Genomic DNA, 22,467 nt, shown 5'->3' on the forward strand with positions numbered 1-22,467 from the left:
GCTGGAGCGGCTCGGGCAGGGCATGGAGCACGCCCGCCGCGACATCGGGATCGAGCTGGACAAGCAGCACGGCGAGCGCCTGCGGATGTTCGCCCTGCACCAGTGGAACCAGCGCATGCGGTGTGAGCCAGCGTGCGAGTTCAAGGCTGGAGCCGGGGCGCGGCGCATCGGGGGCGATGCGCTGCATGAGGTTGTCCGCCTTGAAATCGCCGACAGCGCTGGTCATCAGCTGGCGCACCTGATTGACGCGATCAGTGGCGCCGATGGTGACGGCAGCAGCATTGTCGACGAAGCCCTGCAGTGCCTGCGTGATCGCATCGGCGTCGATCTCGCCGATCTCGCACATCTTCGCGCCGAGCAGCCGCAGCTCGGCGGGTTCGAGCTGGGAAAGCAGCGTGGTGGCGAGCTGATCATCGAGCAGCATCATCATGACTGCGGCACGAGTGGGGCCGCTGATCTCGGGTGGGGCCTCGGTGGTCATTCCAGTCCCTCGGGCGCGGGTTCGTTGAGGAGCTGGCGCAGCGCGTTGAGCGCCGAATCCGGCTGTTCGACGACGATGCGCTGGGCGACACCGACCTGGCGGCTGAGCGCATCGGGATCGATTTCGCCGGTTTCGGGATCAATGATCGGCTCGATCTGCTGGATCTTCTTGCGGCGGCGGCGGACGGGGGTTTCCTCGCCGTTCTCGTCGATCTCGCCTGCTTCGCCGGCCTGGTTCTCCGCAGTCTCCTCAGTGTCCTTGACGACAACGGGGGCCGGGTCGCGCTTCAGTGCCTTGATCAGCGGGCGCACGCCGAGCAGCAGGGTCAGCAGCACCGCGAGCAGCGCGACGACATTGCGCACGATCATCGCGAACCACGGCGTTTCCCAGAAGGCGGGCGGGGTGACCGCGACCGGGCTGAAATTGCGGACGACCACCGCGACCTGATCACCGCGGGCGGTATCCGCGCCCACCGCGGCGGCGACGAGCTGCTTGATCTGGTCGATCTCGGCGGGCTTGGCCTTGGCCATGATCGCGCCTGACAGCGCGACGGCGACGGAGAGGCGCTTGATCTTGCCGGGCGTCTGGTTGGTGACGGCGACTTCGCGGCCGAGTTCATAGGTGCGCGCGGAGGAGCTTTCGCCGGCGGCTGGCGTGGCACTCGGGGACGGAGTCGGAGCGGGCGTGGGCTGCGCGCCGGGGGCGCCGGGCTGGGCGGTGGTCGGCGGCGGCGGCGTATTGGAGAGCACGCCGGGGACGCCCACGGCGGACGCCGCACCTCCACCCTGCGAGGCTGACTGCGTTTCCGAGCGGACCACGCCCTGCTTGTCATAGCTTTCGCGCGCGGAGGTCAGCTGGTCCATGTCGAGATCGACCTGGATCTCGCTGGAGAAGTTGCCTTCGCCGAGCATGGGGGTGAGCAGTTGCGAGACTTGCGTGCGCAGCTTTTCTTCCATGCGCGATTGGAGGTCGAGCCGGTCGGTATCGCCGTCCGTGCCAGAGGACAGCAGGCGTCCGTGCTGGTCGATCACCTTGACGGCATCGACCGAGAGGGAGGGCACCGAACCGGCAACGAGATTGACGATGGCGCTGACCTGGCTGTCCGCAAGCTGCCGCCCACGTGCGAGCTTGACCATCACGGACGCGGTGGGCGCGGCATTGTCGCGCACGAATACGGACCTTTCGGGCTCGGCGAGGTGGACGCGGACTGCCTCGACGCCATCGATCTGCATGATCGTGAGCTCAAGCTCGCGTTCGCGCGCGGCGAGCAGGCGCTCGCCTTCCAGGGTGCGGCTCGCGCCCATCGGCAGCTTGTCGAGCATTTGCGGGCCGGTTTCGGGCGTCGCGATCGCGCCATCGGACGCGGCGACCATGCGTGCCTTGTAGAGATCGTTCTCGCCAACCGAGACGGCACCGGTCGAATTGTCGATGGAGTACGCGATCGAGGCCTTGTCGAGCGCGGCGACGACTTGCGCGCGCTCGCTGTCGCTGAGATCGCTGTAGAGCACGCGCTGGGGCGCGGGAGCCATCGTCATGTAGAGCAGCGCGGTCAGGCCCGCGGCGGAAACACCGGCGAACCACGGCAGCGCACGGCGCACCGGCGGCTGGCCGATGAACGCGCCGGCACGCGCCATCATGCTGCCGCCCGCCGGATCGGTGAGCGGGGCGAAGACAGACAGACTGGGGCTAGCTGGATCGGCCATTTATCAGACCCCCATCCTCATGATGTCCTGATAGGCGGTGAGCAGCTTGTTGCGCACCTGCAGCGTGGCTTCGAACGCGACGCCGGCTTCCTGCCGCGCGAGCATGACCTTGGCGATGTCGGTGACTTCGCCCTTGTCGTAGCCTTCGCTCAGCTTCGAGGCGTTCTCCTGAACCGCGTTGACGTTGTCGAGCGCGGATTTGAGCGCCGAGGTGAAGCCATTTGCTGGGGCTTCAGGAACCGCTTCGGCCGCGCCCGAGGCAGGCGTACGGACTTGCTGGAGGAGCTGCGAGCGATCGATGATCTGCTGGCGCAGCGCCATGATCTGCTGGAGCCCTCCGGCTCCTCCGCCAATCCCCCCAACTCCGCTCATCGCCGGCTACCTGCCACGGCGATGCCATTCTCGCGGAATTCGGCGAGGCGGTAGCGCAAGGTGCGCTCGGAAATGCCGAGCTTGCGCGCGGCGGCGACACGGCTGCCGCCGCAGCTGTCGAGCGCGGCGAGGATCGCGCGGGTTTCCGAGAGCTGGACGATGTTGGAAAGCTTGCCGCCGGGGATGGTGCCGGCATTCAGCGGCACGACATCGGCAGGGGTGCTCTCACCGGCAGCGCGCACCGGGCGATCGAACACCACGTGCTGCAGGCTGATTTCGGCTGCATCGCCCGCCAGCAGCAGCGCACGGCGCATGACGTTCTCGAGCTCGCGAACGTTGCCGGGCCAGGCGTGGGCTTCGAGCATGGCCAGCGCGGCCTCGCCGATCCACGGCACCGGGCGGCCCTGAGGGACATGGCGCAGCACCATCGCGAAGGCGAGCGGGGCGATATCGGCCGGGCGGTCACGCAGTGCGCTGAGCTCGAGCGGGAAGACGTTGAGGCGGTAGTAGAGATCGGCGCGGAAGCGGCCTTCCTCGACTTCGCTGGGCAGATCGCGGTTGGCGCAGGCAATCACGCGGACGTCGACCTTGACCGGCTTGGTCGCGCCGATGGGAACGACTTCGCCTTCCTGCAGCACGCGCAGCAGCTTGGCCTGCAGCGCCAGCGGCATCTCGGCGATCTCGTCGAGCAGCAAGGTGCCGCCGTGGGCAGCGCGGAAGAAGCCTTCCGAGGCGGCGTTGGCGCCGGTGAACGCCCCCTTCTGGTGGCCGAACAGCATGGTCTCGAGCATGGTCTCGGGCATCGCGGCGCAGTTGATCGCGATGAAGGGGGCAGCGGCGCGGGGCGAGCGCATGTGGATGAAGCGGCTCAGCACTTCCTTGCCGGTCCCGGTCGGGCCGTTGATGAGGACCGGGATCTCGGCTCCGGCAAGGCGTTCGGCCAGCGCGAGGACCGAGAGCGTTTCGGGATCGGCGGCGACGGGGCTGCCGGCAGGAGCGGCGCAGGCGATCAGCGCGGCAAGCACGGCGGGATCGGCGCTGTCGGCATAGGCCAGATCATGGCGTCCACCATGCCCGCGGGTAATGGCATTCACAGTGCTGCGCGAAAGCAGCACGGTGCGATCGAACAGGCCGGGGGCGGCCGGCTCTTCCGCACCGCGCAGGGCGCAGCTTCCGGCGGGCGTGAAGCTGTCCAGCACCGAACGGGCCCGTGCCAGCAAGGCGGCATGCGGCGAAGATTGGGTGGCGGCGCTTCCTCCTGCCGTGCGCACTGCCTGATCCGTGTTCATGAATATCAGCCCTGTCTTAACCATCGTGACGGGCTGTTTTTCGCGCGAAAACGTCAAGCCGACCGAAACTTTAAGCTCCGCGCCTGCCCTAAGGGCTACTACTTGGATGCGGCAGATCGCTGCCGACTGCCCCCTTAAACCCGGCAGCTTCTTGCCGGTCTTTGCCGTGGCTGCCGCGTCGATCCCCGACCGGCGTCAACCGGGGAACGACCCCTCTCATACGGAGACAGACCATGGCGGTTATCAATACCAACATCGGCGCCATCAAGGCGGCCAACGCTTCCAACTCGGCGGCCAAGATGGCCGGCACGGCAATGGAACGCCTCTCGACCGGCAAGCGCATCAACGGCGCGAAGGACGACGCGGCGGGCCTCGCCATCGCCACCACGATGACCTCGCAGATCAAGGGCATGAGCCAGGGCGTGCGCAACGCCAACGACGGCATCAGCCTTGCGCAGACCGCGGAAGGTGCGCTCAACGAAGTGACCAACATGCTGCAGCGCGTCCGCGAACTGGCCGTCCAGTCGAAGTCGGGCACCTACCAGCAGTCGGACCGCGACGCGATGCAGTCGGAAGTCGGCAATCTCAACGCCCAGATCTCGGACGTGCTCAACAACACCAAGTTCAACGGCAACAACGTGTTTGCGGTGGTCGGCGCGACGCCGGCGGCGACCGATGACGTCACGTTCTCGATCCAGACCGGTGCGAACACCACCGACACGGTCGACATCGTCTCGAAGGCCTTCGACGGCACCAAGCTGTTCGGCGGCACCGACACGGCCTATGACGCCGCTTCGACCACGCAGGCGCTCGACGTGACCGACGCTGCCAAGGCTTCGACCACGATCAACAACGTCGACGACGCGCTCGCCAACGTCAACTCGACCCGTGCGACGCTCGGTGCCGGCCAGAACCGTTTGGAATCGGCCGTCAACAACCTGAACGACAACATCACCAACCTGTCGGACGCCCGTTCGCGTATTCAGGACACCGACTACTCGGCTGAAACGACCGCGATGGCCAAGGCCCAGATCCTGAGCCAGGCTTCGACCGCGATGATCGCGCAGGCCAACCAGAGCCAGCAGAACGTCCTCTCGCTGCTGCGCTAAGTCCCAGCTCCCCCCTGCAAGCCCGTTCTCCACCGGGCTGGCACCTTCGCCCGGCGATCCCTCCACGGATCGCCGGGCTTTTTCCTGTTCAGAGCGGCTTTAATACGCGGGGCAGGGTTGCGCCGAGCACGGCGAGCATTTCAGGAGCATAGGCGCTGGAATTGGCCTCGAACTCGGCCTGGGTGATCCGGTCCGCACCCTGCGCGCCGAACAGCACGACTTCATCGTCGAGCGAGACATCGCGGTGCTCGGTCACGTCGACCATCAGCGTGTTCATGGTGACCCGGCCGACAATGGGCGCGCGGCGCCCACGGATCAGGACCTCGGTGTGGTTCTTGCTTTCGGCCGGAAATTCGGGCCGGTTGGCATGGCTGAAGCCGCGCCGCACGCCATCCGAATAGCCGATCGGCACATTGGCCAGCCAGCTTTCGCGCTCCAGCCGGAACGTGCGGTCGTAGGCCACCGTCTGTCCGGCGGGGTAGTGGTTCACGGCGGCCACGCGCGACTTGATCGTGGGGACGGGAATGAAGGCGCTGGTCTTGACCGAGCCGGGATCGCCATAGAGCGCGCCGCCGACGCGGACCATGTCGAGCCAGGTATCGGGCTGGGTAAGCGTGGCGAAAGTGTTGGCGGTGTGGCGGGTGAAGGCATCGGCTTTGAGGCCTTCACCCTGCAGCCACGCCAGATCCGCTTTGTAGCGCGCCAGCTGGCCGAGGATGTCGGGCGCTTCTTCGCTCGGGTAATGCGTCATCGCGCCGGCAATTCGCAGCCCCTTGAGCGCCAGCAGGGCGTGGGCATCCGCCTTGCCGTAGTCGGTCGAAAGCTCGACTCCGTTGCGCGACATGCCGCCCGCGTTGAGCGCGAGATGGACCGGCAGCGGGAACCGCGCCCGGCGCTTCAGCCAGATCGCCTCGAGCCGCGCAGCCGCTTCGGGATTGCCGATCAGCTCGACCAGGCCGAGGCCCAGCGCGTCCTCCATCTCCTCCGGATGCGCGAGGCGGATGCGGTAAAGCCGCCCGCGATAGCCGAGCTGGCGGGCAACGCGGGCCTCGTCGTTCGAGGTGATCGCGACGTCGGTGATGCCGGCCCTGATCACCGAGGGGATCAGCAGCGCGATGCCGTTTCCGTAAGCGTCGGCCTTCATCACCGCGCAGATGCGGGAGGGGGCGACGAGCTTGCGCAGCGTCTCGATGTTCGCCTCGAACGCGGCGGCATCGACTTCGATCCAGCCGTTGCGGCGCTGGGCCGCTGCGAGAGTGAGACCAAAATTGGTGGCCGAGAGGATCGGCGCGGCGGCGGCGCGGGTCGCGGCGAGGGCTGCGCTTGCCGCGCTACCCGCCAGAAATGCGCGCCGTCCGATCATCCTTGTGCCCCCTGCCGCTTCGTGAGGGAAGCATAGGCAAGGTGCCCAGCGGAGGTCCAGCCCCGGCTCAGTTCATCAGCAGGATGCTCATCCGCCGGTTGCGCGGATCGGTGGGTTTGTCCGCTATCAGCGGTTCCTGATCGGCAACGCCTTCGATGCGGCGGAAGCGGGCCTCGGCGACGCCGCTTTTCATCAGGGCCTGGCGCGTGGTTTCGGCGCGGCCGGCGCTGAGGGACCAGTTGTTCGCCGGGTCTCCAGGCTTCCATTGCAGCGCATCGGTGTGGCCGCGCACGGTGAGGGCGGAATTGTCCTGCCCGAGCGCCTGCCCGATCGCGCGGACCAGTTCGGCGGCATCAGGCGTGAGGATCGTCGTGCCGAGGCGGAACATCGAGAACTTGGCATCGTCCATCAGATCGAGCCGGATGCCCTCGGGCGTCTGCGAGACGTGGACCTGCTTGGCGAGCTTGCGCAGGTTGGCGCTCGCCGCCAGCTTCTGCTGCAGGCGCTGCTGGAGGCTGGCGGTGCGCTTGGCCTTGGTGCCGCCATCCTTGGGGCCGCCGGTCGCATCGCGCGGGATCGTCAACGTCTTGGTCCCGGTCTGCCCGGCGCGGTACTGGTAGCTGTCGGTATCGGTGAGCGAGGAGCCGCCGAGCAGGCCATAGGACCCGGCGCTGCCTTCCTTCATCTTGACGAGCGTGGGCGTGAAATAGTCGGCGATGCCCTTGCGCTGCTTTTCGGTGGTCGCGCCGAGCAGCCACATGAGCAGGAAGAACGCCATCATCGCGGTCACGAAGTCCGCATAGGCAACCTTCCACGCGCCGCCGTGGTGACCGCCTTCGACGACGGTGACTTTCTTGACGATGATCGGGCGAACCGGCTCGTTCTTGCCCTTGGGTGGCTTGGCCATGGCTAACCGCCGCCCCTCTTAACGACCGCGCAATGCGTCGAGCAGTTCGGAAAGGCCCGGGCGGAACGAATGGCCAAGGCCCGAACGCGCGCTTTCGACAACGAGGGGCTGCGGCCAACCGTGGAGGCTAGCGATGATCACCTGCTTGACGGCCTGGAAGATCATCTCGTCCTGATCGAGCACCTGCTTGAGGCGTCCTGCAAGCGGGGCGACGATGCCATAGGCGAGCAGCACGCCCATGAACGTCCCGACCAGCGCCGATCCGATCATCGCGCCGAGGATCGAGGGCGGCTTGTCGATCGAGCCCATCGTTTTCACCACGCCGAGCACCGCCGCGACAATGCCCAATGCGGGCAGTGCGTCGGCGAGGTTCTGCAAGGCGTGCTGCGGCTCGCTCATTTCGTGAAAGTGCGTCTTCATCGAATGGTCCATCACGTCCTCGACGGCGTGGACCTCGAGCGTGCCGGAGGACACGACGATCAGCGTGAGCGTGTCGCAGATCAGCGCGACGAGCGGCTTGTTGGCGAGGATCTTGGGAAACTCGGCAAAGATCGGCGAGTTGGCGGGGTCGGTCACGTGACTTTCAAGCGCGACCGGGCCGTCGCTGCGCAGGATCTTCATCAGACGCGTGCAGAGCACGATGGCATCGACGTGGTCCTGCTTGCTGTGCCGGGGGCCCTTGAACACCTTGCCGAGGCCGCCGCCGATCGCCTTGATCTCATGGAGCGAATTGCCGGTGACGACCGCGCCCAGCGCGGCGCCGCCGATGATCAGCATTTCGTGCGGAATGGCTTCCATCACCGGCCCGAGCGCGCCGCCAGTGATGGCGAAGCCACCGAACACCATGACGAGGAGAATGACGATACCGATGGCTGCATACATGGCTTGGGTGGTCCCGGTCGGATCAGCGCAGGAAGTCGAACAGCGATAGGTTGGCGAGCTTGGTGAAGCTGGCCTGGCTCGCTTCGAGCACGGTGGAAAGCTGCTGCAGGCGGGCGAGCGCGGAGCCCAGCTCAGGCGTGCCGATATCCTCCTGCTGCGAGGCTCGGGCCTCGCTCATCGCCTGCTGACGCTCGGTCGAAAGATCGATCCAGCTGAGCCGCGAGCCGACGACGGTCTGCGCGGTGGTGATCGCATCGAGGCCATTGGCGAGCGAACCCAGCGCCGCCTGTGCCGTGGCGGCGGTGCTGGCGCCGCCCCCGGCAAGCGCGTCGGAGAGCGACTTGATCACCGTCATCAGATCGGTCTGGTTGCCCGCCGGATCCTTGAACGAGAGGAACTCGGGGCCGGTCAGGCTACGGCTGACGGTCTGGCCGTCGCCCAGCGAAAGCTGCCCGGCGCTGCCGCTGCCGATGTATTGCGCCTGGCCGGCGGCGTTGATCTGGTAGGCATCGCCGGGGCTGTCTCCACCGAACAGCGCGTGCCCGGCGCTATCGCGCGTGTTGGCGAGGCCGACGAGGCCCTTGTGGATCTGGGCGAGTTCCGAAGCGATGCTGGCGCGCTGCGCGGCGGGGAGCAGCGTGGAGGCCGCCTGCGTCGCCAGTTCCTGCGCGCGGGAAACGTACGTCGCGAACTGGTTGAGCGCGGTGTCGGTCAGGTTGAGATCGACCGTGGCGCGGTTGGTCGCCGCGGTGTCGATCGTGCCGATGCTTTCGGCGCGGGCCAGCGCGCGCAACTGCGAGGCCGCGAGCGGATCGTCGGACGAGCGGGTGATCTTGCTGTTCGAGCTGATCTGGTTCTGCAGTTCCTCGGCCTGCCCGCGCAGCGCGGACAGGTTCTGCGTCGAGCGGTCGAAGAAGGCAGCGGTGCTGGTGGCGAAGATGCTCATGCGCGTTCTACCGGATCTGGAGCAGCGAATCGAAGATCGATGCCGCGACCTGCATCACCCGGCCCGAAGCCTGGAATGCCTGCTGGTAGCGGACGAGATTGACGCCCTCGGCATCGAGATCGACCCCGGTCTGGGCGGCCAGCGCAGTCTTGGCGGCATCCGAAATCGTCGCGAGCGCATCGCGCGTGACGGTGCGGCCCGAGACACTGGCCGAGATATCGAACAGGATCGCATCCATCTTGCCCGCCGGATCGGCGGTGGAAAGCGCGCTGCGCAAGGCATCGAGATTGCTCGCATCGCGGCTGTTCTTGGGCGCGCCGGACGGGGCGGTAGCGATCTTGGCCGGATCACCCGTTGCCAGCGTGATGGTTGCGGCAGTGCTGCCGGAAAGCAGGTTTGCGCCCGGATTGCCGTCGCGGTCGGTGCCGCTGCCCTGCGCACTGTTGACGGTGGTGACGATGGACGCAGCAAGGCCGTCCAGATCGCCGCGCAGCTGCGCCAGCTTGTCCAGCGCGAGCTGCTGCCCCGCGAGCGATCCGCCGGCGAGCGTGAGCGCGCTGCCGCCAAGCGCATAGTCCACGGTGCCATCGGCGGCGGTGGTCAGCGCGAGCGCGGTGGTGCTGCCGCCGCTGACCAGCGTCGTGGCTGGCGAGGTGCTGCCGAGCGTGACGGTGACGCTGCCGTCCTGCGCCAAGGTGGTGCCGATATCGCCGTACTGGCTGAGGTCGGCGAGCAGCTTGTCGCGCTGGTCGAGGAGCGCGGTCTGGTCCGAGCTCGCATCGGCGGCGCGGGCGAGGCGCAAGTTGGTGCGCGCAAGCTCGCCCGCGATGCGGTTGACCTGGGTGACGCCGTCGGCCGCCTCGAACTGCAGGCCCTTGCCCACCGCGTCCATTTCCTTCGACGCGATCTGGAACGTGGCGGTCATCGTCCGCGCAGCCTCGATCACCGAGGCGCGCAGCGATGTATCGACCGGGTCTTCCTTCAGCTTCTGCAGCGCGGATTCGAAGCCGGTGATGGCGGGGTAGACGCCGGACTGTTCGAGCGCGGATTCGATATTGCCGAGGCCCTTGACCTCGGCATCGGCGCGCGCGGTGTCGGCACCGGTGCGGCGGACCTCGCTCTGGCGGAAGGCGTCGGCATTGCGCACGATCTTCTCGACGCGCACGCCCGACAGCGAGACATCACGCACGTTCTGGTTGTAGCCGGTCGAGGCGACTTCGGTGAGGCCGATGGTGCGGCGCACATAGCCGTCCGTCGCCGCGTTCGAGATGTTCTGCGCGGTAACATCGAGCCCGATCTTGGCCGCTTTAGCGCCGGAGAGGCCGATCGAAAGGAGGTCTGAGGCCATGGCCGCTTACTCCGCTTTCGCCGGGGGCAGCAGGCGCGCGAACTGCGCTTCGAGCTGCCCGGCGAGGCCGAAGGTGCCGGCCTGTGCCGCGATGTCCGCGAAGCGCTCGTCGCGCATCTGCGTGAAGGTTTCCTGCGCCTGACCGCCGAAGATCGGATCGTCGCCGGCAAGGCTGGCCGCGCGCGCGGCGGCGAGCATCTGGCGCACGAAAATGGCCTCGAAGCCTTGCGCCGCCTTCTTGAGCGCGGCGCGGTCGGCAGCGGAGGGGCCTGCGGGTGCGGTGATGGGGGCGATCTGGGTCATATGATTTCCATCTCCGCCCGCAGCGCGCCCGCCTGCTTGAGCGCCTCGAGGATCGCGACGAGATCGGACGGGGTGACGCCGAGCTTGTTGAGCGCATCGACTAGGCTGGAAAGCGAGGCACCAGGCTTGAACAGCGCAACATGGGCCTCGCTTTCCTCGGCGCTGATCTGGCTCGACGGGGTGACAGCCGTCTGCCCGCGGCTGAACGGTGCGGGCTGCGAGACTTGCGGCTTCTCGTCGATCTTCACGACGAGCTTGCCGTGGCTGATCGCGGCGGGCGAAAGGCGCACCGCGCTGTTGATCACGACCGTGCCGCTGCGGCTGTTGACGATGACCTTGGCGGCCTTCTCGGCCGGGTTCACTTCGATCATCTCGATCGCGGCCATCATCGTCGCGCGGGTGTCGGTCGCCTGCGGCAGGCGGATGGCGAGGGTGATGCCGTCCTCCACCGTCGCCGCGCCGGGAAAGCGCGCGTTGACTGCATCGCGGACGCGGCTGGCGGTGAGGAAATCGGCGGTGAACAGGTTCCAGCGCAGCACATCGCCGCTGTCGAAGCCGGTCGCGACCGCGCGCTCGACGCTGGCGCCTTCGGCAATACGGCCAACGGTGGGGACGTTGACCGTGAGCTGGCTGCCATCCTTGCCGGTGATGCCAAGGCCGCCGACGGCGAGGTTGCCCTGCGCCATCGCATAGATCTGCCCGTCCGCGCCGTAGAGCGGAGCAAGGATCAGCGCGCCGCCGCGCAAGCTCTTGGCCTTGCCGATGGTCGAGACCGTCACGTCGATGCGCTGGCCGGGCTTGGCGAAGGCGGGGAGATCGGCGGTGATGAGCACGGCGGCGGCGTTCTTGAGACCGGGCGAGATGCCCTGCGGCAGCTGCACGCCGAGGCGGCCCGAAACGCCGCGCATCGCCTGCGTGATGTATTCGAGGTTGTCGTCACCCGTGCCAGGAAGGCCGACAACGACGCCATAACCCGTCAACTGGTTGGTCCGCACGCCCTGAAACGCGCCGAGATCGCGCACGCGGTCCGCATATGCGGGCGTTTGGGCGAGCATGAGCGCCGCAACAAGGGCCAAAAGGCCGCGAAAGAGGGGGGAAAACGCCATCATCAGAACGGCGTGATCACGCTGAAGAACTTCGACAGCCAGCCCTCGCGGCTGGCGCGGCCGATAGAGCCGTTGCCGGTGTAATTCACCCGCGCATCAGCAACTTGCGTCGAGCGCAAGCGGTTGTCCGCATCGATGTCGCCGAGGCGGACGATGCCGGAAAACTGCACCCATTCCTGGCCCTGGCTCAGCAGCAAGCGCTTTTCTCCTACGACCAGCGCCGTACCATTGGGGCGCACTTCGGCGATGGTGACGGAAACCTCGCCGCCGAGCGTGCTCGTCTGCGTGGCATTCCCCTGCCCGTTGAACGACGATCCGCCCGAAGCTTTAAGGGCGTTGGGATCGAGGAAGGACAGCGGCCCGGCGCTGGGAGGCACGATGTTGAAGGCGCCGTTCTTCTGGGTTTTCGAAGCGGCGGTTTTCGAGGAATTGAGGTTTTCGGTGAGGATGATGGTCAGCGGATCACCTACCGCATGCGCGCGGCGCCCTTCGGCGAGGCCGGTGTAGCCCGCCGCAACATTGAAGATCGCGCCGTCCGCCGGGCGCGGCGCGGGGGCCTGCGGCAGCACGGCGCCAAAGCCTTCGGCGGGGCGGGTCGGCTTGCCGTGTGCGTGATCTGGCGCGATAGCGGCGAGCACCACGGCGGGCGGCACGAGGAGGCATACAAGAAGCTTCATGCCAAGGGGCTTGCCATCGACAGTAGCGCGGAAGGCGGCTTCGAAGGGGGAGTCCATCATGGGCTGCGGGTCCGTCACAGGGTCTGGTTGGCGTTCTTGAGCATTTCGTCGACCGCCGAGATCATCTTGGAATTGACCTCGTAGGCGCGCTGGGTCTCGATCATGTCGACCAGTTCCTCGACGACGTTGACGTTGGAGCTTTCGAGGAAGCCCTGGCGGATGCGCCCGCGCCCGACTTCGCCTGCGATACCGATCTGCGCGGCGCCGCTGGCCGCGGTCTCGGTCAGGAAGTTGTCCCCGCCCGCCGCAAGGCCGGCCGGATTGGCGAAGCTGGCGATAGTGATCTGTCCAAGCTGTGAAGGTTCGGCAGTCGCAGGAAGCGTGGCAGAAACAGTTCCATCAGGCGCGATCGTGATCGAAGTCGCACCTTCCGGGATCGTTATGGGGGGCTGCACGACAAAGCCTTGCGCTGTCACAAGCTGGCCTTCTGCGGAACGGCTGAAATTGCCCGCGCGGGTATAGGCGAGCTGGCCGCCCGGCAGCGTGACCTGGAAATAGCCGTCGCCATCGAGTGCGAGATCGAGTGCGTTGCCGGTTGTCTGCGTCGGCCCCTGCGTGGTGATCCGCGTGGTCGACTGGATGCCTACCCCGGTGCCGAGATTGAGCCCTGTGGCATAGGCCGTTTCACCCGAAGACTGCTGCCCGGCGGTGCGCGCGTCCTGATAGGCCATCGTCGCGAAATTGGCACGGTCGCGCTTGAAGCCGGTGGTGCCGACGTTGGCGAGGTTGTTCGCGATCACGCGCATCCGCGTGTCCTGCGCTTCGAGACCGGTGCGGGCGACGTGAAGGGCGGAGGAGGGCATGGGGCTTAAGTCCTTGGCTGGATGGGGTCAGATCAGGTGAGGCGCATCAGGCCGGAGCCGCCTTCATCAAGCTCCTTCGCGGTGGAAATGAGCTTGGTGCGCATGTCGAACAGGCGCTGTGCCTCAACCATTTCAACGAGAACGCGGGTCGGCTCGACGTTGGATTGCTCGAGACTGCCGGGCTGGAGCTTCGCTTCCTCGTCCGCGGGGAGCGCGCCGCCACCCTGCACTCGGAAGAGCCCATCAAGGCCCTTCTCGATAGCCGAGCCGGCGGTGCTGACGAGCTTGATGCGGCCGACTTCCTGCGGGGGCTGGTCCGGATTCTCCGGCGCGGCGGCCAGCACGCGGCCGTCGGGCGCGATGCTGATGCGCGCGCCGGGCGGCACCGTCACGGGCCCGGCATCGCCCACCACGGGGCGACCATCGCCATTGGTGAGGACGCCGGTCGCATCGACCGAGAGATCGCCGCGCCGGGTATAGGCTTCCTCGCCGTCCGCGCCCTGTACCGCGAGCATGGTGCGTCCGGTGAGCGCGACGTCGAGCGGGTTGCCCGTCTCGATCAGCGTGCCCTGCTTCATGTTGGCGCCCCGCACTTCGCCGCGGGTCATCGCGCGCGCCTCGATGCTGGGGCCTTTCAGCGTCATCGGATCGGCGTTGAGCATTTCGGCGCGAAAGCCGACGGTCTGCGCGTTGGCCATGTTGCTGGCGATCACCTGCTGGGTGACCATCGAGCCGGCCAGGCCGGAGTAGGCGGTGTAGATCAGGCGGTCCATGGCGGGATGTCAGCCTCAGGTGCGCAGGTTGATGATGGTCTGCGAGATCTGGGTGGCGGTATCGATCGCTTTGGCATTGGCCTGGAAATTGCGCTGCGCGGTGATCAGGCCGACCATTTCCTCGGAGAGATCGACGTTCGAGCGCTCAAGTGCGCCCGACGTGATCCCGCCGTAGAAGCCTTCGTCAGGCTGGCCATAGGTGGCGGCGCCGGAGATGCCGGTGGCGCTCCAGTTGGCCGCACCTTCCTGGCGCAGGCCGCCGGGCGAAATGAATGTCGCGAGCGCGACCATGCCGATCGCGGTGTTGGTGCCATCCGCATAGGAGGCGGTGATTACGCCGTTTTTCCCGACCGCGACTCCCGCAAACTGCGCCCCTGCGGCGTTGACCGCCGGGACCTGCACCGATTGCAGCGCTGTGCCGGTCACCGCGCCAGCCGGATCGGTCGGGAAGACCTGCAGCCGGTTGCCGCCGCGCAGCAGATAGCCGTTCTCGTCGATCTCGAAGGCGCCATTGCGGGTGTAGAGCGTATCGCCGGTGATCGCGGAGCGGGTGGTGAAGAAGCCGTCGCCGTTGACGACGAGATCGAGCGCGTTGCCTGTCTGCTCGACCGGGCCCTGCTTGAAGTTCTGGTTGATCGCCTCGACCGTCGCGCCGATGCCGATCAGCAGCTTGGGGTTGGTGAAGGCGCTGCCCGCGACGATGTCCGAGAAAGCCACAGTGCTCTTCTTGAACCCGTTGGTTTCGGCGTTGGCAATGTTGTTGCTGATCACGCCGAGATCGGTCTGGGCGTTCTTGAGGCCGTTGAGCGAGGTGTAAAAAGACATATGCGGGGGTCCTTTCTCAGATCTTCTGGCCGGTGAGCTTGTCGAGCTTGGCTTCGATCGATTTCAGCGTGTCGGACGTGCTGTTCGCCGCGGAGAGGCTGGAGAACTGGGCAAGCTGGGCGATCATCTGGCTGTTGTCGACCGGCGCGGTGGGGTCCTGGTTCTGCAGCTGCGCGGTGAGCAGCTTGATGAAGTCGTTGGCTCCCAGGGAACCCCACGCGCTTTTTGCGGTGCTGACAGCAGCCTTGGCGGCGCCGGTGGCGGTGGAGGCGGCGACTGCCGCGGTGTAGGGATTGATCGGGATCATCACTTCATCCTCATCGTTTCGAGCATCAGTTGCTTGGCGGTCTGCATGGCCTCGACCACGTTCTGGTACTGGCGGGCGCTTTCCATCATCTCGACCAGCTCGGCGTTCTCATCGACCGGTGCCTCCCAGATGTCGCCATTGACATCTGCGAGCGGGTGATCGGGATCATGCATGCGCACCGGTGCGGCATCGCTGCGGTAGACCCCGGTGACGCGCACGGTGGCGAGGCCGCTGGAGCGATCGAGCTCTTCGGCGAAGACGGGGCGCAAGGGGCGGTAGGCCGCGTCCTTGCTGGCGGCGACATTGCCCGCATTGGCGAGGTTGGAGGCGGAGGCGTTCATGCGCACGAGCTGCGCCGACATGGCGCGCGCGGTGACATCGAACAACGAGAGGGGCTGGCCATTGCTTGCCATTGTCATTCGCCCTTGATGGCGCGGGTGAGCGTCTCGACCCGGCCGCGGATGAAGGAAAGCGTGGCGGAATAGCCGACGGCGTTCTCGGCGAAGGCGGTCTGCTCGGTCGCCATCTCGACGGTGTTCCCATCAAGGCTGGGCATCACCGGCATGCGGTAGCGCGTAGCGGCAGACATCGCCTCTGCCTCGCTTGCGCCGCCGGTGCGAGCCTTGAGCGCAGCAGCGAAGTCGATGTCCTTCGCCTTGTAGCCGGGGGTCCCGGCGTTCGCGAGGTTGGATGCGAGGAGGCCCATGCGCTGCGAACGCAATTCGAGCGCTGCGCCGTGGATACCGAAAAGAGTGTCGCTCATGGATCGTGCCTTGGGGACGGTTTTTCCTGTCAGGTGATCAGCAAAGGCCGTGCCAAGCGCCAAAATGCGGGGTTTCGTGCGCAGTCGGCGCGGCGAACCGGCAAGCGCTTGCCGGGTGTCGGCAAATTGCTTCCGGCGCCCCTGAAGGTTGTCCGCCTTCCGCCGTTCTTGGGAGAAGCAAGAGCGAGGCAGGACAGCAATGGACTTGGCGCATATGTTCGATCCCGTCGCGGCGGGGATTGTCATCGGCGGAACGCTGGGCGCGACGGTGCTGCGCAGCGGGCTGGCGGATTGCCGCGCGGCCATCCGTGCCGTGCGCGCCTTGTTCGAACCAAAGTTTCAGGACGACATCGTGCGCGGTGCGCTGGCGCCGATGGTCGCGCAGGCAGAGCGCGAGGGACTCATGCGGCTCTCCCTCAGGCCCTGCGGCGAAGCCTCGATCGATGCCGCGCTGACGGCGCTGGTCCAGACGCGCAGCCTGGCCGCCTTTGCCAACTGTGACGATAGCGCGCGCGAGATCCGCGTCGCGCATGCGCTGCGCGCGGTGCGTACGCTGGCACTGGGGGCGGAACTCTCCCCCGTGTTCGGCCTCGCCGGGACGCTCGTCTCGCTCAGCCAACTGCCGGCCGAGGGCCTTGCACGCGGGGCGTTCATGGGTGCGATCTCGATGGCTGTTCTGACGACGCTCTATGGCCTGCTGCTCGGCAATCTGCTGCTGGCGCCGCTTTCGCGCGCCGTCGAGCGCCGGGTGGAAAGCGAGGAAGCCGCGCGGCGCGACATCACCAACTGGCTCATCGCCAAGCTCGCGCCCGTTTGCCCACCGGTGCAAAGCGGCAGCGGCGCGGCTCGCCGCGCCTATCTGCGCGAGGCGGGATGAGCGCGCCGCCCCACGGCCTCTATGGCGCGCCGATCGCGATGCCGTGGCAGACGATCCTCGCCGACCTTGCGCTGATCCTGTTCATGATGACCGCCGCCGCGCTTGCCAGTGCGCCAGATACGCCTTTGCTGCCGAAAGCGCCGGCACCCGCGCCTTCCGTGCGGGGCGAACCGGTCGGTGTGTGGCGTGAAGGACCCGGCATGCCGACGCTGGCCGACTGGCTGGCGCAGCAGGCTCGTGATCCCCGGCTCAGGGTCTCGATTCTGGTGCGCCATCTTGCTGGCCACGAACAGGCCGCGCTCGTCCGGGCGCAAGCGCTGGTAACGGCAGCTGGCGCGCGTGGCGCTTCGGCGCGGATCGTGATCGAACCGGGCCGCGAGGATGCCGCGAGCGTCGTCCTGGCCTATGACGCCGAGTGAAGGTGGCACGATGATTGCACAGCTGCGGGCATTGCCTCCTGTCACGAAAGCGCTCTGCCATGCCTGCTGTTCGCCGTGCTCTTCCCCTCGCGCTGATGTTTGCGCCGCTGCCAGCCGTGGCCGCGCCGCTGACCGACCTTGCCGCCATCGACCGGGCAGTCGCGGCCTTTACCGGACAGCAGATCGGTGTGCCCGGCGGCGCCGCGCAGCCAGTGGACCGGCGGCTGCGGCTGGCGGCTTGTTCGGCGCCGCTGGCGCTCTCGTGGTATGGCAATGCGCAGACAAGCGTGCTGGTCCGTTGCCCGGATGCAGGCGGCTGGCGCGTCTTCGTGCCGGTGAGCGCGGAGCGGGCGGCGCCCACGATTGCTCCTGCCGTGATGGCCGTGATGCGCGGCGAGGGCGTGACAGTGACCGTGGCGGGCGATGGCTTCTCGGTCTCGCAGCCTGGCGAAGCGCTGGACGCGGGCGCGGTGGGCGCGTGGATCCGGGTGAAGACCGCAGCCAAGGCCGATCCGCTGCGCGCCCGCGTGGTGCGCCCGGGCCTGGTCGAACTGCCGGTGGATTGAGCCGCCAGACGGCAACAACCTGCGCACCGCTGCCGCCTGCGGCAAATTTTTTCCGCCCCCGCTTAAATTCCCTCTGCAACACCCGTTCTGGTTTGCAGGAAACGCGAGGAGCGGACCATGTCATCCTTTGAAATCGGTGCATCGCGCCCGGTCAGCGCGGTGCAGGTCACGAATGTTGGGACCGGCGGCAAGCCTGTCCAGACCGAAGCCACGTCTGAAACGGCAAAGGCGCCGACCCCGGCGGCAACCGCTGCACCGCAGGTGGAAACCAGCGATGCGGTGAAGGCGGGAGCCGCTCCGGTCGATCAGGAGCGGGTGCAGACGATCCGCCATGCCATCGAAACCGGCACATACCCCGTGCTCCCGACCAAGATCGCCGATGCGATGATCGCGGCCGGGATGCTGCTGAGGAGCCCGAAGTGAGCCTAGCTGTCGATACTGTCGAGCCGATCCGCCGCCCCACCCAGCTGCGCGATACCTTGCGGCAGATGCTGGCCGTTCTGGAAGACGAACGGCAGGCGCTTGCCGGGCTCGACGTCGACGCGATCATGGGCTGCGCGGTGGACAAGAATGCGCTCTGCGGCCGTCTCGACACCACTGCCCCCGAAGCGATCGACGAGGAATGCCGCGGTCTGCTGGAGGCTGCGCGCCGCGTGAACGAGGCAAACCGCCGCGTTCGCAACCTGATTGCAGCCAATGTTTCGGCGCGGCTTGATGCGCTGACCGGCCAGCCGGCGCTCTATCGCGCGCAGGCCGCCCATGCCCGGATCGGCCGCGCGCGCTGATTTGGCACGCTGCTTGCTGATGCCCTTCCGACCGCCCCGAACCGGCGGTCTGGAAAGGGACCCAAGTGAGCGAGCCTACCCCAATTGCTGCTGGGATGCCGCGCCCCGCGCCAGACGTGAAGGGCGCGATCGCGCGTGCGGCAGCAGCGACCGGCACCGACTTCTCCTACCTCATGGCGCAGGCGCGGCTGGAATCCGGACTCAACCCGAATGCGCGCGCAGCCACTTCGAGCGCGGCGGGGCTCTACCAGTTCACCGGGCAGACCTGGCTTTCGATGCTCGACAAGCATGGCGCGGCCTATGGGCTGCCTGGTGCAAGCGATGCCGCCTCGCGCGGGCAGCTGCTGGCCATGCGGTCCGATCCGGAACTTTCCGCGCTCATGGCCGGCGAACTGGCGAACGACAACCGCGATTTCCTCTCCGGCATTCTGGGCCGCGAACCCGATCCGAGCGAGCTCTACCTGGCGCACTTTCTCGGCGCAGAGGGGGCAGGGCGCTTCCTCGGCGCGCTGGGCAGCAACCCGGCACAGAGCGCGGCGGCTCTGCTCCCCGCTGCAGCGGCGGCCAATCGCGCGATCTTCTTCGGCCCCTCCGGCGCGCGCTCGGTGAATGAGGTCATGAGCCTTCTGCGCGGCCGCATGGCGAGCGCCATGAATGCGCCCGATGCGCCGCTGCCGTCCTACACGGCGGAGGCGCCGCGGGGAGGGCCGATCCAGCAAGCCTTCCATGCCGCCGCCACTTCGCCAGATGCGCCGCCCGCGCGCTCGATGGCCGATACTCTGCGCGATGCCTTTGCCCTGGCGCAGCCCGGTTCTGCCCCCGCCCATGTCCGCGCGGCCTATGGCCAGCTGCGCAGCCTGGGGATCTGACCGGCCATGCTGAAACGCTTTGGTTCTCCCGGCGCGCTGGCGCTGCCCGGCGGCATCCTGATCCTGATCGCGCTGATGATCATGCCGATCCCCTCGTTCCTGCTCGACGCGTTCTTCGTGCTCAACATCGCGCTCTCCGTCGCGATCCTGATGGCAGCGATGAACGCGCTGAAGCCGCTCGATTTCTCCTCGTTCCCTTCGGTGCTGCTGTTCGCCACGCTGCTGCGGCTGGCGCTGAATGTGGCGTCCACGCGCATCGTGCTGGTCAAGGGCCACGAAGGCGGCGCGGCGGCGGGGCATGTGATCGAAAGCTTCGGCGAATTCCTCATCGGCGGCAATTTCGCGGTCGGGCTGTTCGTGTTCATGATCCTGATGATCATCAACCTGATGGTCGTGACCAAGGGCGCGGGCCGCGTCTCGGAAGTTTCCGCGCGCTTCACCCTTGATGCCTTGCCCGGCAAGCAGATGGCCATCGACGCGGACCTCGCGGCAGGCCTGCTGACGGCGGATGAAGCCAAGGCGCGGCGGCGCGAAGTGGCGACCGAGGCCGATTTCTATGGCTCGATGGACGGTGCGAGCAAGTTCGTGAAGGGCGACGCCGTCGCCGCGCTGCTGATCCTTGGCGTCAATATCATCGCCGGTTTCTGCCTTGGCATGTTGAGCCATGGGCTGACCGCGCAGGAATCGGCCAGCCGCTATATCACGCTGGCGGTGGGCGATGCGCTGGTGGCGCAAGTGCCCTCGCTGCTGCTTTCCATCGCCGCCGCCGTGATCGTGACGCGCGTTTCCGATACCCGCGATCTTGCCGGCCAGATCGGCGGCCAGTTTGCCGCCCCCGGCACGTGGCTACCGGTTGCCGTCATTCTCGGCGTGATCGGGATGATCCCGGCGATGCCGCAGATGGTGTTCCTGCCTGCCGCCGCCATGGCCGGGTGGATCTGGTGGAGCCTGAGGAAGCGCGAGGCGCGCCTTGCCGTGCCGCCGCCGGTGGTGGTGGAGCAGGTGGACCCCGCCAAGATCACGCTGGAAGAAGTTTCCGACCACACGCTCGTCACCATCGAACTGGGCTACGGCCTCGTTCATCTGGTCGACGAGAAGCGCGGCGCGCCGCTCGTTGCCCGCATCACGGGGGTGCGCAAGCAGCTTTCGCAGAGCTTTGGCTTCGTGGTGCCGCAATTCCGCGTGCGCGACAGTCTGGACCTCCTGCCCGATGCCTATCGCATCGTGCTGGGCGGCGTCGCGCTGGGCGGAGCGAGCATCAAGGCCGAGAAGGTGCTCGCCATTGATGCGGGCGAGGCCAATCCCGATCACAGCCTGCGCGGCGAGGCGACCGTGGACCCCAGCTTCGGCTGCCCCGCGCTGTGGATCGAGCCTGGCCAGCGCGATCATGCGATTGCCGAGGGGTTCCTGACCGTCGATGCCTCCACGGTTGTCGCGACGCATCTCAACCAGGTGCTGGGCGAGCGGCCGCAGGCGCTGCTCGGGCCGGATGAAGTCCGCGCGATCCTTGAAGGCGTGCGGGATCGCGCGCCGGGGCTGGTCGAGACGGTACACCCTGCGCCGATCACGCTGGGGGCGATGACCCGGCTGTTCCACGCGCTTCTGGAAGACGGCGTGAGCATCGCGCACCCGCTGCCGATCCTGTCTGCGTTGGCCGAAGCGGTGCTGCAGACGACCGACCACGACAAGCTCGTCGATCTCGTCCGCGCGGCGCTGGGTGGCCTCCTCGTCTCGCGCATCTGCGGACCCTCCGAGCGGCTGGCGGTGCTGACGCTCGATGGCGGGCTCGAGCAGATGATCGTGGGCGGGATGCACGATCCCGTCACCGGGCAGCCGGTGATCGAGCCCGATCTGGCGCGCTCTATCGGCGAGCGGATTGCCACGATCATCGCTGAACGCGGGCCTGCCGCGCCGCCGGTTGCGCTCATCGTCCAGCCCCGCGCCCGCCGCGCGCTCGCCGCGCTGCTGCGCCAGCGCGCGCCGCAATGCGCGGTGCTTTCGATTTCCGAACTGCCGCCCAGCCAGCCGATCGAAGTGATCGAGGTGGTGGGCGCCGCTGAAGACCCAATTGCAATGCCTCCACAGGACCTTGCCGCATGAACCATGACCACCGCAGCTTTGCCGCCGCGCGCGCCTATCAGGGCGGGACGGCGGACCGCATCCGCCGCTTCCTGCCGATGGTGCGCCGCCTTGCCTGGCACGTCCACGGCTCGGGCCGGGCAGGGATCGAGATCGAGGATCTGGTGCAGGCCGGGCTCGTTGCCCTCACCGAATGCGCGCAGAAGCACAGCGGGCCGACCGAGGACGGCTTTGCCGCCTATGCCAAGCTGCGCGTGCGCGGCGCGATGGTCGATCTGGTGCGGCGCTCCACGCCCCTTTCCCGCGCGGCGAGCGACCGGCGGCGCCTGCTGGCCGGCGCGGCGCAGGCGCTAACGACCACGCTGGGCCGCGTCCCCACAGAGGACGAACTCGCCGAAGCGATGGGCATGACCACCGCCGCGCTCGGCGAACTGCGCGCCGCGAGCGAGCCGATGCGCTTCGAGCCCATCGACGACACCTATTCCGACAGCGACATGGCCTTCGCCGACGACCGGCCGGACAGCTTCGAACTGCTGGCCGACGAGCAATCCCGCGCGGCGGTGGTGGCGGCGATTTCCGGTCTGCCGGAGCGGCTGCAGATGGTGATCCAGCTCTATTTCGTGGAGGAACTGAACCTCGCGGAAATCGCGGAAGTCCTCTCCGTCAGCGTGCCGCGTGTGCACCAGCTGAAGGCCCAGGCGCTCGACAAGCTGCGTGCGGCGCTGGGGGATGAGTTTGATGTGCTTTAGGGGGGTGAGCCTGTAAATTATCATATAGACGTACCGTCACCCTGAACTTGTTTCAGGGTCCATCTATCTATGTGCGTTGAGGCTTGCATTGCTGGCACAGGTGGGG

The 22,467-nt window shown here is 67.3% G+C and carries 26 protein-coding genes and 1 pseudogene; 9 read left to right on the forward strand and 18 right to left on the reverse strand.

Annotated elements, in window-relative coordinates; genetic code table 11:
- From IP83_RS07040 to IP83_RS07055, 4 genes and pseudogenes are all read right to left on the reverse strand, one after another.
- Positions 1-481: pseudogene (locus IP83_RS07040) on the reverse strand (flagellar motor switch protein FliG); the annotation flags it as partial.
- Positions 478-2,184: a flagellar basal-body MS-ring/collar protein FliF gene (fliF, locus tag IP83_RS07045; RefSeq protein WP_054121508.1), complete on the reverse strand. Its 1,707-nt coding sequence runs from the start codon at positions 2,182-2,184 to the stop codon at positions 478-480. The gene fliF and the pseudogene IP83_RS07040, both read right to left, overlap by 4 nt.
- A gap of 3 nt (positions 2,185-2,187) precedes the next feature.
- On the reverse strand, positions 2,188-2,556 hold the full coding sequence (gene fliE / locus IP83_RS07050; protein ID WP_054121509.1) for a flagellar hook-basal body complex protein FliE: 369 nt from the start codon (positions 2,554-2,556) through the stop codon (positions 2,188-2,190).
- Positions 2,553-3,845, reverse strand: a complete 1,293-nt coding sequence (locus tag IP83_RS07055) for a sigma-54-dependent Fis family transcriptional regulator (protein ID WP_082364556.1) — start codon at positions 3,843-3,845, stop codon at positions 2,553-2,555. Before IP83_RS07055 ends, fliE begins: the two co-directional genes overlap by 4 nt.
- A 233-nt stretch (positions 3,846-4,078) precedes the next feature.
- On the opposite strand from IP83_RS07055, the gene IP83_RS07060 reads away from it, so the two are divergent.
- Entirely contained in the window at positions 4,079-4,954 is an 876-nt protein-coding gene (locus IP83_RS07060; protein WP_054121510.1) for a flagellin, read from the forward strand.
- 88 nt (positions 4,955-5,042) lie between these two features.
- Here IP83_RS07060 and alr read toward each other — a convergent pair whose 3' ends face one another.
- From alr to flgB, 14 genes are all read right to left on the reverse strand, one after another.
- Entirely contained in the window at positions 5,043-6,317 is a 1,275-nt protein-coding gene (alr, locus tag IP83_RS07065) for an alanine racemase (RefSeq protein WP_082364557.1), read from the reverse strand.
- Positions 6,318-6,384: 67 nt separating this feature from the next.
- Positions 6,385-7,224, reverse strand: a complete 840-nt coding sequence (locus IP83_RS07070; RefSeq protein ID WP_054121511.1) for a flagellar motor protein MotB — start codon at positions 7,222-7,224, stop codon at positions 6,385-6,387.
- Positions 7,225-7,242: 18 nt separating this feature from the next.
- Entirely contained in the window at positions 7,243-8,106 is an 864-nt protein-coding gene (motA, locus tag IP83_RS07075; RefSeq protein WP_054121512.1) for a flagellar motor stator protein MotA, read from the reverse strand.
- A gap of 22 nt (positions 8,107-8,128) precedes the next feature.
- A complete protein-coding gene (locus IP83_RS07080) occupies positions 8,129-9,052 on the reverse strand; it encodes a flagellar biosynthesis protein FlgL (RefSeq protein WP_054121513.1) in 924 nt (307 codons plus the stop codon).
- 7 nt (positions 9,053-9,059) lie between these two features.
- Positions 9,060-10,400 carry a flagellar hook-associated protein FlgK gene (flgK, locus tag IP83_RS07085; RefSeq protein WP_054121514.1) on the reverse strand — a complete coding sequence of 447 codons (1,341 nt, stop codon included), beginning with the start codon at positions 10,398-10,400 and terminating at the stop codon, positions 9,060-9,062.
- 6 nt (positions 10,401-10,406) lie between these two features.
- Entirely contained in the window at positions 10,407-10,703 is a 297-nt protein-coding gene (locus IP83_RS07090) for a rod-binding protein (protein ID WP_054121515.1), read from the reverse strand.
- Positions 10,700-11,758: a flagellar basal body P-ring protein FlgI gene (locus IP83_RS07095; RefSeq protein WP_231624952.1), complete on the reverse strand. Its 1,059-nt coding sequence runs from the start codon at positions 11,756-11,758 to the stop codon at positions 10,700-10,702. Before IP83_RS07095 ends, IP83_RS07090 begins: the two co-directional genes overlap by 4 nt.
- A 53-nt stretch (positions 11,759-11,811) precedes the next feature.
- On the reverse strand, positions 11,812-12,546 hold the full coding sequence (locus IP83_RS07100) for a flagellar basal body L-ring protein FlgH (protein WP_054121562.1): 735 nt from the start codon (positions 12,544-12,546) through the stop codon (positions 11,812-11,814).
- Positions 12,547-12,560: 14 nt separating this feature from the next.
- Positions 12,561-13,349 (reverse strand): flagellar basal-body rod protein FlgG, encoded by a 789-nt coding sequence (gene flgG, locus IP83_RS07105; RefSeq protein ID WP_054121517.1) that lies wholly within the window; start codon positions 13,347-13,349, stop codon positions 12,561-12,563.
- 32 nt (positions 13,350-13,381) lie between these two features.
- Positions 13,382-14,122, reverse strand: coding sequence for a flagellar basal body rod protein FlgF (locus tag IP83_RS07110; RefSeq protein ID WP_054121518.1), 741 nt, complete (start codon positions 14,120-14,122; stop codon positions 13,382-13,384).
- A 15-nt stretch (positions 14,123-14,137) separates the two neighbouring features.
- Positions 14,138-14,947, reverse strand: a complete 810-nt coding sequence (locus tag IP83_RS07115) for a flagellar hook-basal body complex protein (protein ID WP_054121519.1) — start codon at positions 14,945-14,947, stop codon at positions 14,138-14,140.
- Positions 14,948-14,963: 16 nt separating this feature from the next.
- A complete protein-coding gene (locus IP83_RS07120; RefSeq protein WP_054121520.1) occupies positions 14,964-15,254 on the reverse strand; it encodes a flagellar hook assembly protein FlgD in 291 nt (96 codons plus the stop codon).
- Entirely contained in the window at positions 15,254-15,673 is a 420-nt protein-coding gene (gene flgC / locus IP83_RS07125) for a flagellar basal body rod protein FlgC (RefSeq protein WP_369817003.1), read from the reverse strand. The genes IP83_RS07120 and flgC overlap by 1 nt, the downstream gene beginning before the upstream one ends.
- Complete coding sequence (flgB, locus tag IP83_RS07130) at positions 15,670-16,017, reverse strand: flagellar basal body rod protein FlgB (RefSeq protein ID WP_054121522.1); 348 nt, start codon at positions 16,015-16,017, stop codon at positions 15,670-15,672. Before flgB ends, flgC begins: the two co-directional genes overlap by 4 nt.
- Positions 16,018-16,216: 199 nt before the next feature.
- Here flgB and IP83_RS07135 point away from each other — a divergent pair, with 199 nt between their 5' ends.
- The 8 genes from IP83_RS07135 to IP83_RS07170 all read left to right on the forward strand — a co-directional run bounded on the left by IP83_RS07135 (position 16,217) and on the right by IP83_RS07170 (position 22,361).
- The gene (locus IP83_RS07135) at positions 16,217-16,894 is read left to right on the forward strand and encodes a MotA/TolQ/ExbB proton channel family protein (protein WP_054121523.1); all 678 of its coding nucleotides are present in this window, start codon (positions 16,217-16,219) and stop codon (positions 16,892-16,894) included.
- A complete protein-coding gene (locus IP83_RS07140) occupies positions 16,891-17,313 on the forward strand; it encodes a hypothetical protein (protein ID WP_054121524.1) in 423 nt (140 codons plus the stop codon). Before IP83_RS07135 ends, IP83_RS07140 begins: the two co-directional genes overlap by 4 nt.
- Before the next feature lie 59 nt (positions 17,314-17,372).
- On the forward strand, positions 17,373-17,879 hold the full coding sequence (locus IP83_RS07145) for a flagella basal body P-ring formation protein FlgA (protein WP_082364558.1): 507 nt from the start codon (positions 17,373-17,375) through the stop codon (positions 17,877-17,879).
- Positions 17,880-17,996: 117 nt separating this feature from the next.
- The gene (gene flgM / locus IP83_RS07150) at positions 17,997-18,302 is read left to right on the forward strand and encodes a flagellar biosynthesis anti-sigma factor FlgM (protein WP_054121526.1); all 306 of its coding nucleotides are present in this window, start codon (positions 17,997-17,999) and stop codon (positions 18,300-18,302) included.
- The gene (locus tag IP83_RS07155; RefSeq protein ID WP_054121527.1) at positions 18,299-18,664 is read left to right on the forward strand and encodes a hypothetical protein; all 366 of its coding nucleotides are present in this window, start codon (positions 18,299-18,301) and stop codon (positions 18,662-18,664) included. The genes flgM and IP83_RS07155 overlap by 4 nt, the downstream gene beginning before the upstream one ends.
- 65 nt (positions 18,665-18,729) lie before the next feature.
- Positions 18,730-19,533: a lytic transglycosylase domain-containing protein gene (locus tag IP83_RS07160; protein ID WP_231624953.1), complete on the forward strand. Its 804-nt coding sequence runs from the start codon at positions 18,730-18,732 to the stop codon at positions 19,531-19,533.
- Between the two features lie 6 nt (positions 19,534-19,539).
- Positions 19,540-21,633, forward strand: a complete 2,094-nt coding sequence (locus IP83_RS07165; protein WP_054121529.1) for a flagellar biosynthesis protein FlhA — start codon at positions 19,540-19,542, stop codon at positions 21,631-21,633.
- Positions 21,630-22,361, forward strand: a complete 732-nt coding sequence (locus IP83_RS07170) for a sigma-70 family RNA polymerase sigma factor (RefSeq protein WP_054121530.1) — start codon at positions 21,630-21,632, stop codon at positions 22,359-22,361. Before IP83_RS07165 ends, IP83_RS07170 begins: the two co-directional genes overlap by 4 nt.
- Positions 22,362-22,467: the final 106 nt, after the last annotated feature.

It is taken from the genome of Novosphingobium sp. AAP93 (assembly GCF_001296055.1).
GTDB lineage: Bacteria > Pseudomonadota > Alphaproteobacteria > Sphingomonadales > Sphingomonadaceae > Novosphingobium.

Bases quoted from the DNA above. Each gene is read 5' to 3' on its own strand.
- fliF (WP_054121508.1), bottom strand. From the start codon at position 2,184: ATGGCCGATCCAGCTAGCCCCAGTCTGTCTGTCTTCGCCCCGCTCACC.
- fliE (WP_054121509.1), bottom strand. From the start codon at position 2,556: ATGAGCGGAGTTGGGGGGATTGGCGGAGGAGCCGGAGGGCTCCAGCAG.
- IP83_RS07055 (WP_082364556.1), bottom strand. From the start codon at position 3,845: ATGAACACGGATCAGGCAGTGCGCACGGCAGGAGGAAGCGCCGCCACC.
- IP83_RS07060 (WP_054121510.1), top strand. From the start codon at position 4,079: ATGGCGGTTATCAATACCAACATCGGCGCCATCAAGGCGGCCAACGCT.
- alr (WP_082364557.1), bottom strand. From the start codon at position 6,317: ATGATCGGACGGCGCGCATTTCTGGCGGGTAGCGCGGCAAGCGCAGCC.
- IP83_RS07070 (WP_054121511.1), bottom strand. From the start codon at position 7,224: ATGGCCAAGCCACCCAAGGGCAAGAACGAGCCGGTTCGCCCGATCATC.
- motA (WP_054121512.1), bottom strand. From the start codon at position 8,106: ATGTATGCAGCCATCGGTATCGTCATTCTCCTCGTCATGGTGTTCGGT.
- IP83_RS07080 (WP_054121513.1), bottom strand. From the start codon at position 9,052: ATGAGCATCTTCGCCACCAGCACCGCTGCCTTCTTCGACCGCTCGACG.
- flgK (WP_054121514.1), bottom strand. From the start codon at position 10,400: ATGGCCTCAGACCTCCTTTCGATCGGCCTCTCCGGCGCTAAAGCGGCC.
- IP83_RS07090 (WP_054121515.1), bottom strand. From the start codon at position 10,703: ATGACCCAGATCGCCCCCATCACCGCACCCGCAGGCCCCTCCGCTGCC.
- IP83_RS07095 (WP_231624952.1), bottom strand. From the start codon at position 11,758: ATGCTCGCCCAAACGCCCGCATATGCGGACCGCGTGCGCGATCTCGGC.
- IP83_RS07100 (WP_054121562.1), bottom strand. From the start codon at position 12,546: ATGATGGACTCCCCCTTCGAAGCCGCCTTCCGCGCTACTGTCGATGGC.
- flgG (WP_054121517.1), bottom strand. From the start codon at position 13,349: ATGCCCTCCTCCGCCCTTCACGTCGCCCGCACCGGTCTCGAAGCGCAG.
- IP83_RS07110 (WP_054121518.1), bottom strand. From the start codon at position 14,122: ATGGACCGCCTGATCTACACCGCCTACTCCGGCCTGGCCGGCTCGATG.
- IP83_RS07115 (WP_054121519.1), bottom strand. From the start codon at position 14,947: ATGTCTTTTTACACCTCGCTCAACGGCCTCAAGAACGCCCAGACCGAT.
- IP83_RS07120 (WP_054121520.1), bottom strand. From the start codon at position 15,254: ATGATCCCGATCAATCCCTACACCGCGGCAGTCGCCGCCTCCACCGCC.
- flgC (WP_369817003.1), bottom strand. From the start codon at position 15,673: ATGACAATGGCAAGCAATGGCCAGCCCCTCTCGTTGTTCGATGTCACC.
- flgB (WP_054121522.1), bottom strand. From the start codon at position 16,017: ATGAGCGACACTCTTTTCGGTATCCACGGCGCAGCGCTCGAATTGCGT.
- IP83_RS07135 (WP_054121523.1), top strand. From the start codon at position 16,217: ATGGACTTGGCGCATATGTTCGATCCCGTCGCGGCGGGGATTGTCATC.
- IP83_RS07140 (WP_054121524.1), top strand. From the start codon at position 16,891: ATGAGCGCGCCGCCCCACGGCCTCTATGGCGCGCCGATCGCGATGCCG.
- IP83_RS07145 (WP_082364558.1), top strand. From the start codon at position 17,373: ATGCCTGCTGTTCGCCGTGCTCTTCCCCTCGCGCTGATGTTTGCGCCG.
- flgM (WP_054121526.1), top strand. From the start codon at position 17,997: ATGTCATCCTTTGAAATCGGTGCATCGCGCCCGGTCAGCGCGGTGCAG.
- IP83_RS07165 (WP_054121529.1), top strand. From the start codon at position 19,540: ATGCTGAAACGCTTTGGTTCTCCCGGCGCGCTGGCGCTGCCCGGCGGC.
- IP83_RS07170 (WP_054121530.1), top strand. From the start codon at position 21,630: ATGAACCATGACCACCGCAGCTTTGCCGCCGCGCGCGCCTATCAGGGC.